Origin of the sequence: Clostridium frigidicarnis (assembly GCF_900111985.1) — a bacterium.
In the GTDB taxonomy this organism is placed as follows: domain Bacteria; phylum Bacillota; class Clostridia; order Clostridiales; family Clostridiaceae; genus Clostridium_Z; species Clostridium_Z frigidicarnis.
The window spans coordinates 123616-138820 of sequence record NZ_FOKI01000003.1 but is presented as its reverse complement, the minus strand read 5'-3'; the positions used below and the strand labels follow the sequence as shown (position 1 = coordinate 138820).

Here is a 15205-nt window from a genome sequence, read left to right as displayed (position 1 = left end):
CAACTTTATATTTAAGAAGTCTGTGACTTCCAACAATAATTGTCAATTTTAAAAAGGGCGTAGCCTTTTTTTATAAAGTAGAGATAATATAATAAATAATATTTAAATATAATAATAAATAACAATAAGAAGTACGGAGGATTTGAAGTAGTATGAGTAAGTTCAAATTTAATATCAATTTAACAGGTGGAAGAACTTTAAAGGAAAAAAAGCTTAAGACATTAATATTACAAGAAGAAGTAAGAAAGTTACCTGAAATGGAAATGGATCAGTTGAAGATGGATACATTATACATACATGATATGGGCGATGAAATAGAGTGTAAGCTTATGTTAAGAAGTACAGTAAAGGCTCCATTAACATTATCAGATATGAAGTTTATAATGAAAGATGAAAATGAAAATGTTATAACTAACATGACTATAAACTTAAATTTTCTTGGAACAATAGATCAATATTCAGCAACACCAGTAACATTAACTGTTAATAAGAAAAACTTAAATTTAGAAGGTATTGATTTAAGAAAGTGTAAGCTAGTTTTTGCTGAAAACATAGGAGCACATACATCTACAAGTTTAACTCTTGATCATGTAGATGAAACTATAGATGTTTTACATGTAAGAGCAATTGAAAGACATATAAGCGCAATGGAACCTATGAAGAAAGAAACATGGGGACTTGAGCAATTTAAAGTTGTTAAAGAAGAAGATGATTCAGTAAGTGTTATATTCCTTCTTAAAAATGCTTTTGATAAAGGCTTTACAATAGACAAGCCTGTTGTTAGACTTAAAGATTCTATGGGAATAACTATGGCGAGCACAACAGTAGATAAGCTAGGAGAAGTAAAGTCAGGAACTGTAGGAGCATTTAAAGTTAACTTTAAAGATGAAGATATAATATTAAAAAATACTGATGAATTATTATATGGTAAGCTTGACATAGCTAATGCCGTTTCAGAAGATAAATAATATACTTAAGAAGTAACAAATTTTAACTGAATTTTGTTATTGTAAGACCAGCAGTAAGTGTTTATTGCTGGTCTTTTTTGTTATATAGGCAATTATAGAAATTTTCAATCCTAAAATGCTGATAGAACCTAAACTGCCAACTTTCTATTCTCAATTATAACGTAGAGCAGCCACTTTTATTCTTTGGTTATATTTATTGAGTTATGTAAATCTTATACTATAATTAAGCCATATTTAGAATATGTTCTATTAAACAATGATATAATTATAATATGATGTATTTTATGTATAATATATACATAATGTGTAATCATAAGTAATAAGGTGAACTTTAAGTAAACCTATAGGTATTAAGCATTTAAAAATGATATACTATATTTCTAAAGAGCAAAGTTTATTGATATTATACTTTTTGGAGGTACAATATGGAGAAAGAAATATTACAGTTATTACAGAATATGAATGATAACATAAATGACTTAAAAAAAGATGTATCAGGTATGAAATTGGATATATCAGATCTTAAGTCAGATGTAACTAATTTTAAAAAGGATCAAGATAGAATTGAAGTTGAATTAGATTCTGAATTTGATAAAAATGATGAATTTAAGCAATTTAGAATAGAGATGAATAAAAAGTTGATTGTTTGAAAAATGACTTAAATGTAATAGAGCTTGTAACAGCTAAGAATTGGAAGGAAATTTTAGAATTAAAAACAAAACATTAATTCTATAAGATCCAACTAGTGAAAAGTTTTAGAATTTGAAAATTTAGGATGTAAAAGCTTATTATAAGATCGGCATAGATTGGTTATTGCGGGTCTTTTTTATTTGTGTTTTTTCATTGTTTAGGGTGCTTATCATTCTATTTTAATACTTAGATGAATTTTAAAAGATTATACTTATAAATTTAATAGCAAGTATTGAAATTTTCTGATAAGATGAGAATATAAATACTAATAACAGTCAAAGGTAAAAATAGAGGAAGTGATATGATGAAACCTAATGTAAATACAGATGATAATTTTATAATGTCACCTAAAATAGATTTGCATTTAAGCTTTTATTTGGTGATCCTAAAAATATAAATTTATTAAAAGCATTGCTAGTAGCAATATTAAATATAGAAGAAAGTGAACTCAAAGAGTTAAAAATAATAAATAATGAATTGCCAAGACAGTTTCAAGAGGATAAAAAGGGAATTCTAGATGTTAGGGCAAAAACTAAAGATGAAAAAGAAATAAATATAGAAATTCAAGTGTTAGCAACTAAATATATGGCTGAAAGAACTACATTTTATTGGGCAAAGATGTATACAAATCAAATAAAATCAGGGGATACTTATGATAAGTTAAAGAAATGTATAACTATAAATATAGTAGACTTTGAATGTATTCCCCTTGATAAAATACACACAAGTTACCATATAACAGAAGATGAAACAGGTTATAAACTTACAGATATATTTGAAATTCATTATCTAGAGTTAGCAAAACTTGAAAATAAGAATATAGATAAAGACGAAAACTTAGCAATAACTCAATGGATGGAATTTATAGGATTAAAGTCAAAGGAGGATATGGAAATGCTTGCTGAAAAAAATGAAGATATAAGAAAAGCCTATGATTTATTACAAGTAATGAGTAAAGATGAAAAATCAAGAATGGCATATGAAGCAAGGGAAGCAGAAATTCATGACCAAATGACAAGAATCAAAACAGCTAGAGAAGAAGGAATAAATATTGGAATAGATAAGGGAATAAATATTGGAATAGATAAAGGAGCAAATGATAAAGCAATAAAAATAGCAGAAAAGATGATAAAAAGAGGAGACTCTATGGAAGATATAGTTGATATTACAGAACTTCCAGAAAATAAAATAATAGAATTGAGAAATAAATATTTACATTAGTATTAAAAAAGCCAATACTCACACTTAAAATCTTATTATGATAAAGCCTTAAAAAGGTTTGTAGAAAATGTAGTTAAATCACAAAATAAATTTCATATAAATTATTATTTTAAATTGAACATTCATAATAATAAAATTATCTAAAGAAAAGTGAGGGCTAAGCGTTAGCAAATTATCTGATGAACCGTAAGTATTCTTAGTGAAAAAAAGCATTAATTCCGTTAAGAATTTCAATTTGCTAAACGCAGTGATTTGTTGGAATTTAGGCATCTTTTTTAATATGAGGAATCATCTAAGAAAAGTGAGGCATAAGCATTAACAAATTATCTAGCGAACATTAATCGTTCTTGTTATAAAAAAGCATTGATGGTGTTAAAAACTCCAATTATTTGAAGCAAATCAAGTTATTGGATTTTAGCCATATAAAGTTTTTTATACCTTACAATACTTTGTGCAGTCAGCTAGTTTGTATTGATTAGTCCTTATTTTAAATTGAACATTCATAATAATAAAATTATCTTAATAAAAATAGGATGATAAGCGTTAGTAAACTATCAGATAAACCGTAAGTATTCTTAGTGAAAAAAAGCATTAATTCCGTTAAGAATTTCAATTGTTTGAACGAAGTGAGTTATTGAAATTTAGGAAGTAATGCTTTTTTTTACTTTAGAATACTAGGTGAAATCTGCTTGTTTACGGTGCTTATCATCCTATTTTTATGTTTATATGACTTTTCTTATAGTTTGTATTTTTCAACCATGTTTTTTAAATGTGATATTTTTTCATTATAATTTGTTGGTGTTAAAATATAATCAGAGTTATTTATATTTTTCTCCATATAGTTATTCACTGTATAGGTATAATGAACAATATCTTTATAATTATCAAGGTTTTTAACTATTCCTTCATCAGTTTGAAAGTCTAGAATTGATACATTTTTATGATTTAATAATTCTTCACTTACTCTATTTTTTATATATATAAAGTTTTCAAAGTTTCCCTTATACTGAAGATCTTTAAAGTACAGTATTGAGTAAGGAGGAAACACTATATAAAATTTTGTGTTTGGGTTTTCGTTTATATATTTTAATAAATGATTATTAAAATTATCCATAACTTTATTTATATAATCCATATCAATAGTGTTTTCTTTTGGATTATTCAATGGATCTAGAGTATCTGATTTTAAATTTTCTAGCTCATTTTGAACAACTACATTTTTGGAGAATTCATATAAATCTCCAGTAAAATAAGCATAATCCCTATTTTTAAATCTCTCATCTTTAAATCTATAATTATAGTCATAGATATTTTCAAGTCCATTAAATAATATGTTTAAGTTAAGAAGATACCTTATATCATCTAGTTTTTTATCATTATAAAGATATAAAGGGGTTTCTTTTGCAGCTTCAGTTGCTCCCTTTTCATAGGCAAACAAATCAAAGGTTGTTATTATATTTTTTACATCTTTATTTTCTCTTTTTAATATGTCATATATGAGAGAATACTCGTAAGAGCTAGAACCAGACATACATATTTTTAATGGATTCCATTTAAGTTCATTTCTTAAATATTTATTTGTAAAATTTTCACTTGTTGAGTTACTTATTATAAGTGAATCATAATCAAAGTTTTTTACAAGACCAGGATTTATATTCCTTTCTTGAGGTATTAAAAATAATGGTGAGTAAAGGGTAGATTGTCTAAAGTATTGGTAAGGGTCTATTATATACATGGCTGTCATACACAATACTGCGGCTAAAAGAAATCCAATGATTAATTGTTTAAAATATTTCCTCATAGAACCCTCCTATTTAAAAGTTAAAGTATATAAATTGTGATACCTTATCTAGTGATAATAAACATACACATAGTAAGGCTCCAGTTAATAATCCTATATATTTGTAATTGTTAAAGCTAGTTAATATAACTTTTGAATTCTTTAAGGTAAATACAAGTATTATAACAACTAAAAGGATTATAATATAAGGTAGTCCACCAACTAGTTTTAAACTTCCCATATTATACATAGTTGAATAGTCAAATAATTTTCCTATCATTATAAAGCTTGATTCTAAATCCTTTGATCTAAAGAAAATCCAAACTATATTGACGAAGTTAAATGTTAAAAAGCAACCTAAAATTTTAGACATTTTAAATCCTAGTTTCGTCCATATCCTATGAATTATTATAGCAAATCCGTGAAGCACACCCCATATTATAAAAGTGTATCCAGCTCCATGCCATATTCCACTTATTAAAAATACTATAAACATATTAATAAGTGTTCTTAAGAAGCCTTTTCTGTTTCCTCCTAGAGGGATGTATATGTAATTGGTTAAGAATCTTCCAAGAGTTATATGCCACCTGTTCCAAAATTCTTTTATATTTGATGACTTGTATGGGCTTAAAAAGTTAAATGGAAGTTCTATGTTAAACATAAGTCCTATACCCATAGCCATTTCAGAATAAGCACTAAAGTCTAGAAAAATTTGCATTGTGTAACTTAATGCACCTACCCAAGCTAAAGGCATGGTAACACTATTTAAATCACCAAAGATGGTGTTAACCTTACCCCCTAAATAATCAGCTACCATTACTTTTTTAAATAAGCCTATGGAGAAAAGAGTTAAGCCTTTTATGAAATTTTCCATGTTAAAATTACTTTGATTCTCAACTTGAGGTATTATTTCAGCGTGTGAAACAATTGGGCCTGCTACAAGATGAGGAAAGAAAGTTATAAATAAAGAGTAATCTATTAAATTGTAATTTAATTCTTTCTTTTTATATGTATCCACTAAAAAACATATTTGTTCAAAGGTAAAGAAGCTTATACCTAAAGGAAATATAATTTTTTTTATAATAATGTCTAAGTGAAATATTAAGTTCACATTATCAACTAAGAAGTTTGTGTATTTAAATACGCCTAAATAAAATACATTGAAAATCACACCAAGTATTAGCAAGTATTTATTGTGATATTTTTTCATTATTTTATATAAGGTAAAGTTAAATCCTAGTGAAATAAGTATAATTATTAGGTTTTTTATATTCATAAAGCTATAGAAAAATAGTGATGATACCACTAAAAAAACCTTTGATAAATTGTTTAGCTTTAGTTTTACTAAAACATGATAAGTTATAAGCACCAAAGGCAAAAATATAAATATAAACTGATATGAGTTAAATAACATTTTTATCTCCTTTTATTAGGCATATGAAAGAAAATAACAAGTCAAAGATCACATGAAATAGACTAGCATACTGACTTGGTATTTTTCTAAAATGCGCCTTAAACAAATTAATATAGAAATTATATCATATATGATAGTTTTTGAATTGAGAATTGAGAATTGATAATTTACAATTGACAATGAATGAAGAAATTTTCATAGAAAGATTTCTAAAATAAAAAAATCTTATTAAAGAAAATCTGTGATTTTCAACAACAACTGTCAATTTTCAACTGTCAATTCTCAATTATAAAGTGGTTTAGCCACTTTTTTAAATATAACCGGTATATAAGTTGGGATTAAAATTCCACAGAAAAAGTATAGGGGCCAAAAAGAATCTATATTAAACTTATAACTTACATCATTAAGATTTATTATATCTACGTTATATATTTTAACTATAAAAATATTTAAAATAAAAAACACAAAAAGATGATTACTCATTATATGAAGAGTATTGTCTCCTATATTATAAAGAATATCTTTATTAGGGAGAACCGTACATAGTGCTTTTGCTAAAAACATATAAACATATATTCCAGTGAGACTTGTTATAAGTGGTAATAGAACATGTCCCTTAAAATCCATAAATACAAGAGTATAGTTAATATCCCAAAATTTTATTAATCTTAACTGAATTATTATAATTAATATAAGGATGCTTGTTCTAAATATATTTTTATTTTCAAGTGTTGTTTTATAAAATAACCCAAAATAGAAAAAGAATAATCCAAACATTAATCTAAGAGTTATTTGAACAATTATTAATGTAGTTCCGGTAAACATATTTCTAAAATTTATTGAAGTATAAGTACTTATTATTGCAATTAATGTAAAAATAATAAGATGAATATATTTATTCAATGTAAGTTTCTTTAAAGATTTATAAAATAATATAAAAGCAATTTGTACAGTAAACAAGTAAATCATAAACCATGCAGATAGATATAAAAAGTATTGATGTCCATCTATAAAAGGCTGAACAAAAAAGTTTTTTAATGTGAGGATCATATTATTAAAATCTGGAGGCGTTCCAAGACTTAAATTATATTTTATAAATATTAAATAAGTTACTACTGCAAAAAATAAATTATATAAAAAGTATGGAACTATAATTGATTTAAATCTCTTTTTAAAGAATAATTTTAAATTTTCCTCATACTCATCTTTATAAAAATATCCAGAGGCAAATATGAAAAGTGCCATATGAAATGAATATGGGGGAAAGGTCTTTGATACACTATATCCGCTATGCCCCATAACAACAGCCATTATTCCTAAGGCTTTAAATACAGTCATTTCTTTGTTTCTCATCTTAATTTTCTCCTTGTTTAAAATAAGCTTTAGCATAATTATATCATAGTATATTTATCAGGTCGCAACCATCTGTAACACCTCTTCAATGAGGATTTGTTCTATATAAAACTTTCTATACAGGAAACGTACAGGAAACTAATTTAATATAAATAGCAACACGAGAAATATATTTTTAAAAATACAGATTTTATTTATTAGGAGGAAATTATTATGAAGAATATACAAAAGAAGTTTATAGGTGCAGTTTTAGCTGCAAGTTCAGTAGTCGGAATAGTTGCACCATCAGTTACAGCTATGGCTACAGTGGTAGATGATGAACAAAGTGCAACAGCAGAGGATTTAAAAAATGTAATATCAGAGTACACAGCTAAGTTAGAGGATAATACAATATTCGCTAACTATCACAGAGTACAATATGCTGCAGAAAGATTAGCTCAATATGATGAGGATGCTTCTCAAGAAGCTTTAGCTAATATAGCTAAATATGCTGATACAGTATTTACTGAAGAAGTAAAAACTATACTTGATAAAATGGATGGATTTGCAACAAGTAAATCCATGGCTAGTTATGATGAATTAGTAAATAAGGATATTCCATCTATGAAAGATGCAGAAAATGCTAATTATTTAATGAGTAGATTAGACGTTTGGGGTAAAGCTGTAGTATTTGAAGTTGATCCTAATTATGTGAAAGCAACAGACGCTATATTAGAAGTTGCTAATTTAATAGATGATGGAGAATATGATAAAGCTGAAAATCAAGTTGTAGTTGCGAAAGCTGCTATAAAAGCAATTGAAACTTACGAAGTAAATGGAGCTTACTTAGAAGGAAAGCTTAAAATAGAAGAAGACATATTAGTAGAAAAAGCTAATTTAAAAGTTGTTTCAGCAGAAGCTATAAATGCTAAAGAAATTAAAGTTGTATTTAATAGAGAAGTTGATGAAGATTCAGCAGAAGCACAAAATAATTACAAGATATATGTAGGTGGAGATGCAACTGGAAATAAGGTAACTAGTTTTGCATCAAGTCTTCAAGATGATAATAAAACTGTAATTTTACAAATAAGTGATAATGATGAGAATTATACAAAATTAGAAAATGGACAAAGCTATAAAGTAGAAGCTAAAGATATAATTGGTGTTGACGGCAAGAAACTTGAAACTTATAGTGGGAGTTTTGCAATATTTAACGATAACACTGCTCCATCTTTAGTTAATACTGAGTATACTGGATCAACAGTTAAATTTACTTTTGATGAACCACTAAATAGAGAATCTCTTCCAACAGTAAAAATAGATAATACAACTATATCTTATGATACTACTAATGCTTTCTCAGAAGATGCTGGAGAATACGAATTAACAGTAAGCTTAAGTGGATATGATAAAGCACAAGAGTATGGAGATCATACAGTTAAAATATCAGGAGCTACAGACTACTCAGACAATACTGCTGATATTTTAACAACTAAATATACTGCAACTGAAGACAATGAAAAACCAGTTGTTACTTCAATAGAGGAAGATTCACAAAATAGATTTATAGTTAAATTTAACACAGAAGTTAAAAATTTTGATAAAGATAACCTTGAAGTTAAAAAAGGAAATCATAAGTTTGAAAATGTAGAGTTAGTAGAGTCAAACCCTAAGAACAATGAATTTACATTTGAGGTTAGTGATGATGATGGAAATGCGCTTTATGAGGATGACGAAAATAGTGTACAACTTAGTGTTAAGGTAAAAGACTATACAGGAACTAATGATGTATTTGGAGATGATGTTACATCAAAAGCAACTTTAAATAGGGATGAAACAGCACCAGAAGTAAATGAAGCATTAAACAGGGTTGAGAATAACAAAACTTTAGTTGTTTATTTTGATAAAGATTTAAAAACTGTAAATGAAGGTAAAATATCTATCGTTAGAGATGGTGTTAGAGAATATGTTAATACTGCAGAAGTTAATGGTAAGAGATTAGAAATAACTTTAAAAGAAAGTTCATTAGATGATAGTATAAAAACTTTAGAAACTGGAACTTATAATATAACACTTGAAAAAGGTACAGTTCTTGATAAAGCTGATAATAAAAATGAAGCTACATCTACAAGTATAAATTACACTAATGATGAAGCAGAAGAATATGTTTTAGCAGATGGAGCAATAACTGTAGAAGCAGATGAAAATATTAATAAAAATGTTATAACTGTTAATTTTGGTACTAAAATGACTAGCTCTGCTTTAGATCTTTCAAATTATACAGTTGATGGAGTAAAGTTAAGTGATTCAATGTATGCAGGAACAACTGTAGCATTTACAAGTTCAACAAATAAGAGTGATGTTGAAATAACATTATCTAGAGGAACAGTTGAGGTTACAGGAAATAAAAGTGTTAAGTTATCTAAGAAGTTAACAACTGACAAAGGTGAATATGTAACTATTGGATCAGACAAAGAGTATAAAGAAGATGTGGAATTCTTTGATGATACAAACCCAGAGGTAAGCAAAACTGAATTCATAACGTCAAACAGTGGAGATACTACTACTAAGATATTAAGAGTTACATTCACAGAAGAAGTTACTAGTAATGATGCAAGTCTTGACGATTTAAAGGACGACTTTGTAGTTAAAGATTCTTCAGGAAATAAAATAAGCATAGAAAATATAGCTGTAGATGCTGATAATCAAGATACTATAGTTATTAAGTTAGCTAAAGATGTATCTGTTAATAAGACAATAACAGTAGGGGTTACAGATGATAAAACAGACAATCCTTCAGGCATTAATGTATTTGATACAAGTGCCAACCTTGTTAATGAATTAGAAACTGGTAAATCAACAGTATCAGGAAAAGAAGTTAATAAAGACGTATTTAACTTTTTCGAATAACATATAGATTTTATAAATTTTTTCCATGCACTGAAAATAAATTTTGTAAAATTACATTGAAAAGTTAAAAATAATAGAGCAGTCAGAAATGGCTGTTCTTTTTATATATTAGATAATAAATAAAAATTAGTTGTGTAAATTACATATATAATAAAGCAATTGTTTTGAATACCATTAGTGTTTAGTGGTAAAATATTTATATAAGTGACAAGATAGAGTGAATTGGCTAAGAGTGTCAACTGTAGTTGAGAGTTAACGTTTATTGAATAAATATTGAAAGGAATATAATGTTATGGTTAATCTTATAGAGGTAGGAAATTTTATAAAAGAAAAATTTGAAAAGTATAATATAAAATTTGCATATATATTTGGATCATTAGCTAAAAATAAGGCAAATAATATGAGTGATATAGATATAGCAGTTATGTTTAATGAAAAGTTTAATCCTTTACAAGATGCAATTGTAAGAGGTGAAATTGTAGAAGAGGTTAAATTTAAATTTAATATGCCTTGTGATGTTGTATCTCTAAATAAAGCATCAACTATCATGAAGTATAATGTTGTACAAGAGGGAGTAGTTATTATTGATGACAACAGTAGAGCTGATTTTGAATCATTAGCATTAAGAGAGTATTGGGACTTTAAGCCTTATTCAGATTATTATGATGAAATGTATCTAAAAAGTATTAAGGAGAATTAAATATGGTAAAAAGAGAAATTGTAATATTAAGATTAGATAAAATAGATGAGTATATAAAATTCTTGGATAGAGTAAAAAATTATTCGAAGAATAGATATGTTGAAGATCCATTTATATATGGCTCAAGTGAAAGGTTTTTACAATTAACGATAGAATGTGTTATAGATATAGGAAATCATGTAATATCAGATGAAGGATATAGAAAACCTGAAACTAATAGAGAAATTTTTACAATACTTTATGAAAACAAAGTTATTAATTCTACCTTGAGGGATAATTTATCTAACATGGTCAGTTTTAGAAACATATTGGTACATGATTACTTAAAGTTAGATAGAGGAATAGTGTATGACATTATAGTTAATAACTTAGGTGATATAAAGAGTTTTATTAAATATGTAAAAAAACTTATAGTTTAAGCATTAGAGAGTCAAGGATGATATAGGGCCTAGGATAATTATTCCATTATTCTGGTTTTTATAGGGTAAGAAACGAAGGGGAAAAAACATGAGTGGATTATTAAATTGGAATAAGTTTAAAGAGGAATTTTTAAGAGCATATCCAGCTGCATTAGTATCTCTTACATTGTTTTTCTCAAATCAAGCATTATTTGGTGCAAAGAATGCACTTATAGCACCATATATGACTGTTTTATTTATAAGACTTAGAAATGATATGTTTAAAGAGAGAAATACTACAAAGGCATTTTTTATTCACATACTAATAGGGGTACTATCATTTGTAGCAGGCATAAATCTTTGGTTAACAGTTATAGTAAATTTAGTAGTTGTATTTTTATTGGTTTATTTACTAACAGATGAGTATAAACCAACAAATTACTTTCCTTATGTAATGGGATTTGTATTTCTTCAGACAATAAATGTAAGTATATATGAACTTGGAACAAGGTTAGCTGCAATATCATATTCATTTATAGTAGTGTTTATTGCTTTAAGAATATTTTCACCTAAAAACATTCATTTGAAAATACATAATATAGTAGAAAAAGGTTTTGAAAATATAATCTTGCAATTAAATTTACTTGTAAATCATGGATATGATGAAGTAGAAGAAAAACAGCGTGAACTATTTTCTATAAACAAAAGTTTAAATTCAGTTTTATATGAAAGTAGAAGAAGAGCTTATTTTACAACAGTTGGAGGAAAGACCTATTTTCCTTTTGTAGTTGTGTTTCAACATATGAATAATATAACCACAGATTTTTTAAATAATAAGGCTTTATTTACAGATAAGAATATTAACTATCTAAGAAATTTAAGAACATTATTAAATGATTTTATTCTTAACTTAAAAAATAATAAGAGTAAAGATTGTATAGAGGATTTAATTAATTTTTTATCTGACAATGAATTAGATAATAAAGAGCTTAATCTTAACATGATTTACATATTAAATTATTTAATATCTACCGTTGAAAATGTATCTAATGAGAATACTCACCATAAAAAAGAAACATCTAAAGAGTGGAAAATACCTAAAGAATCAAGACCTTTAGGAAGATTAAATGATCATTTAAGGTGGGATTCTTTTAAGTTAAGATTTGCTTTAAGGTTATCAGTAATCATGTCTTTGAGTTTTATAATAACAGATATTCTTGATATTCCTAAAGGATATTGGTTGTCTATGAATATATATATTATGATACTACCATTTTATGAAGATAGTACAAAAAAAATAGCAGCAAGATTTAAAGGTACATTTATAGGCGTGATGCTATCATTCGTTTTATTTCATATATTTAAAAGTGATATTTCACATATTATAATAGTAGTTATTTCAACATTTTTAATGTATTCAAGAATTAATTATGGAGCTATGTCTATATACATAACATGTTATTCATTAGCTATAAGTACACTATCTATGGATAATAATACTGTATTAGGACTAAGATTTATATATACATTTATAGCTGCATGTATAGCTATAATAGCCAATAAATATATTTTTCCTATGAAGAACGATACAGAGGTAATAAATATGATGAATAAATTAATAAGGTTAGATAAATTTATGGTTAATGAGTTATCTAATTCTATTAATGGTAAGTATAATGGAGATCTTATAAGAGAACTTCTTTTAAAATCATATTTATCCAGCGAAAAAATAGATATTCATAGTAAGGCAGGCACATTATATAGAGATTCTCAGTTTTTTGATAATTTTTTATTGATAAATAATAGACTTGTAACAGAAATTGATCATGTTAATTCACTTTTATCTATTGAAAGTGTCAGAAGAGTAAATAAGAAGGAAATAGAAGAAGTAATAAATAATATGAATTACGTTTTACAGCATACTCAAGATTTAATAAATAATAATGTGAGTTTTGATAATGTAGCTTTAACAAGAATAAACAAAAAAGGTATTATAAGCGATAGTTTTTATATAAATAGCCATATATTAAAATGTATGGATACGGTTTATGATCTTTATTCTTCTGTGGCAGATGATGATATGTCTTAAATTTAAGTGGAATTTTAAATTGTAAAAAACATAGGATTAAAATTATATAAATAAGTATTATAAGAGGGTATGAATTTAATGTTTTTTAAGTTCATACCCTTGAATATTATGTATAAATTCTATATAATAAAGATTTAATGTAAATAAAAAATTAAGAAATGAAAAACATGTTGACAATTATACGAATATTAAAAAAACATAAACATTTAACTATAATTTGGAAAGTATTCATGTTAAAATATCTTTATACATAAAGGAGGAGAAAGTGTGAAAAAATCAAGAAAAAAATTAATAACATTGATAATGTGTGGGTCAATAATGGCAACATTATTAATTCCATCAATGACAGCTAAGGCAGATGAAGCTTTTCAGCAAGAGCTTAGAAATATAATAAATGAAAATTTCTCTAAATTAGAGCAAAATCCAAAATTCTCAAATTATCATCAAATACAATATGCGGCAGAAAGATTATCAGACCCTAATGAAGCTAGTAAAATCCTTGGAAGATTATCACAATATAGCGAAAAAGCATACACTGATGAAGTTATTGGGATGCTAGATAAAATGAGTGAATTTACTAAAACTAAAAATATGTCTTTATACAATGATTTAGTTTATGAAGACATTCCATCTATGGATGATAATGAAAACAGCGAATATTTGAAAGGTCAATTAGCTAGTTGGGGAAGTCAATTAGTATTTGATTATGATAAAGGATACTCAGCAGCAACTGATGCAATTATAAAAGTGGGCAAGCTTAGAAATTTAGGCCATTATAGTGAAGCATTAATTCAAGGAGAAATATCAAAGGAAGCTATAAAGAATATAGCAACCTTCAAAGAAAATGGGGAATATTTAATTAAAAATCTTAACTATGAAATACAAGCTACAGAAAAAAGGATGAACATTGATGAAGACTTACCAGCTGTAAGATTCATAAGAAATAATGGAGGAGTATTACATATATCTTTTAATAGACATATGAATTTAGATGAGATAAAAAATATAAACAATTATACTGTTCAATGGCCAGATAAAAGTGAAGGAAACTTAGACTCTAATTCATATATAAAAGTAATTAGTGATAAAGATATAGAAATTCATAGCGATTTACCAGAATCAGTATTAGCTATTTTATTTAATGATAATATAAAGGATACTGAAGGACATAATCTTGTTAAAGAAGGCGCTGTAGCTATTCCAGATTATATTTTAGATGTTATGATTGAATATCAGAATGAGGAAGGATATCTTAGTGATGATGCTATAGTTGATGATATTGACTTAGAGGCTATAAAAAACCAGTTGCATAGATTGAATCCTGAAACGGAGATGAATGATATAATTGCATATAGATCAGTATGTGAAAGTGTATCTTATGATATTCTTGAAAATTGGTCTCAAGAGTATATAGGAAAAAGAGTAGGATTTACAGGTGTAATTAAGAGCGTAAAAGATTTAGGAAACAACAACATAGAAGCTACAGTAAACATAAACGATTCTTCAAATGTAACTAGAACAAGACAAATATGTGTTCATTACACAAAATTTGATGGACAAACTGGTCTTGAACCAGGTGAAAGTGTTATGTTCTATGGAATATACAAAGGGAAAGAAGCCAATGGAAACGGAGGCAAAACTCCAAGTGTAAAGGCTAAGTTTTTTACATCAGTAGCAGGCTAACATATTTGGAAGTTGAGAGT

At 26.5% G+C, this 15205-nt stretch carries 11 protein-coding genes; 8 read left to right on the top strand and 3 right to left on the bottom strand.

Features of this window, described 5'->3' with window-relative positions:
- Positions 1–152 precede the first annotated feature (152 nt).
- The 3 genes from BM119_RS02685 to BM119_RS02675 all read left to right on the top strand — a co-directional run bounded on the left by BM119_RS02685 (position 153) and on the right by BM119_RS02675 (position 2879).
- A complete protein-coding gene (locus BM119_RS02685; protein ID WP_090038659.1) occupies positions 153–968 on the top strand; it encodes an SLAP domain-containing protein in 816 nt (271 codons plus the stop codon).
- A 425-nt stretch (positions 969–1393) separates the two neighbouring features.
- Positions 1394–1618: a hypothetical protein gene (locus BM119_RS02680; RefSeq protein ID WP_090038657.1), complete on the top strand. Its 225-nt coding sequence runs from the start codon at positions 1394–1396 to the stop codon at positions 1616–1618.
- 451 nt (positions 1619–2069) lie between these two features.
- Positions 2070–2879 carry an Rpn family recombination-promoting nuclease/putative transposase gene (locus BM119_RS02675; protein WP_242948281.1) on the top strand — a complete coding sequence of 270 codons (810 nt, stop codon included), beginning with the start codon at positions 2070–2072 and terminating at the stop codon, positions 2877–2879.
- A 736-nt stretch (positions 2880–3615) separates the two neighbouring features.
- Here the strand turns inward: BM119_RS02675 and BM119_RS02670 are convergent.
- From BM119_RS02670 to BM119_RS02660, 3 genes are all read right to left on the bottom strand, one after another.
- Positions 3616–4680, bottom strand: coding sequence for a hypothetical protein (locus BM119_RS02670; protein WP_090038655.1), 1065 nt, complete (start codon positions 4678–4680; stop codon positions 3616–3618).
- 13 nt (positions 4681–4693) lie between these two features.
- Positions 4694–5677, bottom strand: coding sequence for an MBOAT family O-acyltransferase (locus BM119_RS02665; RefSeq protein WP_341465743.1), 984 nt, complete (start codon positions 5675–5677; stop codon positions 4694–4696).
- A 678-nt stretch (positions 5678–6355) separates the two neighbouring features.
- Positions 6356–7426: an acyltransferase family protein gene (locus BM119_RS02660; protein WP_177199294.1), complete on the bottom strand. Its 1071-nt coding sequence runs from the start codon at positions 7424–7426 to the stop codon at positions 6356–6358.
- A gap of 213 nt (positions 7427–7639) precedes the next feature.
- Between BM119_RS02660 and BM119_RS02655 the strand changes: the two genes are divergently transcribed.
- The 5 genes from BM119_RS02655 to BM119_RS02635 all read left to right on the top strand — a co-directional run bounded on the left by BM119_RS02655 (position 7640) and on the right by BM119_RS02635 (position 15185).
- Positions 7640–10315: a hypothetical protein gene (locus BM119_RS02655; RefSeq protein WP_090038650.1), complete on the top strand. Its 2676-nt coding sequence runs from the start codon at positions 7640–7642 to the stop codon at positions 10313–10315.
- Positions 10316–10607: 292 nt separating this feature from the next.
- Positions 10608–11015, top strand: coding sequence for a type VII toxin-antitoxin system MntA family adenylyltransferase antitoxin (gene mntA / locus BM119_RS02650; protein ID WP_090038649.1), 408 nt, complete (start codon positions 10608–10610; stop codon positions 11013–11015).
- 2 nt (positions 11016–11017) lie between these two features.
- Positions 11018–11434: a type VII toxin-antitoxin system HepT family RNase toxin gene (hepT, locus tag BM119_RS02645; RefSeq protein ID WP_090038647.1), complete on the top strand. Its 417-nt coding sequence runs from the start codon at positions 11018–11020 to the stop codon at positions 11432–11434.
- A gap of 88 nt (positions 11435–11522) precedes the next feature.
- Positions 11523–13502, top strand: coding sequence for an FUSC family protein (locus BM119_RS02640; protein ID WP_090038646.1), 1980 nt, complete (start codon positions 11523–11525; stop codon positions 13500–13502).
- Positions 13503–13769: 267 nt separating this feature from the next.
- Positions 13770–15185: a hypothetical protein gene (locus BM119_RS02635; RefSeq protein WP_090038644.1), complete on the top strand. Its 1416-nt coding sequence runs from the start codon at positions 13770–13772 to the stop codon at positions 15183–15185.
- The last annotated feature ends 20 nt before the right edge of the window (positions 15186–15205 follow it).